1 protein-coding gene is annotated in these 478 nt (G+C 69.7%); it reads left to right on the top strand.

Annotation, left to right across the window (positions count from 1 at the left end):
* Window positions 1-13 precede the first annotated feature (13 nt).
* The coding region (locus RM704_RS44640) for a SpnB-like Rossmann fold domain-containing protein (protein ID WP_438828997.1) at window positions 14-478 on the top strand (465 nt) is incomplete at its 3' end.

Here is a 478-nt window from a genome sequence, read left to right as displayed (position 1 = left end):
GGGTTCTTCGCGTGTGGTGCTGGAGCGGGTGTTGGAGGAGCTTCAGGGGTGTGTGTCGGGGGTGGGTGCTGGGTCTCGTGTGGTGGTGACGCGGGGTGCGGTGCCGGTGGGTGTGGGTGGTGTGGTGGATGTGGTGTCGGCTGGGGTGTGGGGGTTGGTGCGGTCGGCTCAGGCGGAGCATCCGGGTCGGTTTGTGTTGGTGGATGTGGGGGTGGAGGGGGATGTCGGTGCGGGTGTGGGGGCTGCGTTGGCGTCGGGGGAGGAGCAGGTGGCCTTCCGTGGAGGGGAGGTTTTCGTTCCGCGTCTGAGTCGTGTTGCTGCGGTGGCGGGTGGGGGGCTGTCGTGGGGTGGCGGTGCGGTGTTGGTGACGGGTGGGACGGGTGGTCTGGGCGGGTTGGTGGCCCGGCATCTGGTGGTGGCGCATGGGGTGCGGCGTCTGGTGTTGCTGTCGCGGCGTGGTGGTGATGCGCCGGGTGCT

It is taken from the genome of Streptomyces gottesmaniae, assembly GCF_031845845.1.
GTDB classification, from domain to species: Bacteria; Actinomycetota; Actinomycetes; order Streptomycetales; family Streptomycetaceae; genus Streptomyces; species Streptomyces akebiae.
The sequence above is the reverse complement of the archived record's forward strand: the minus strand, read 5'-3'. Positions and strand labels throughout refer to the sequence as shown.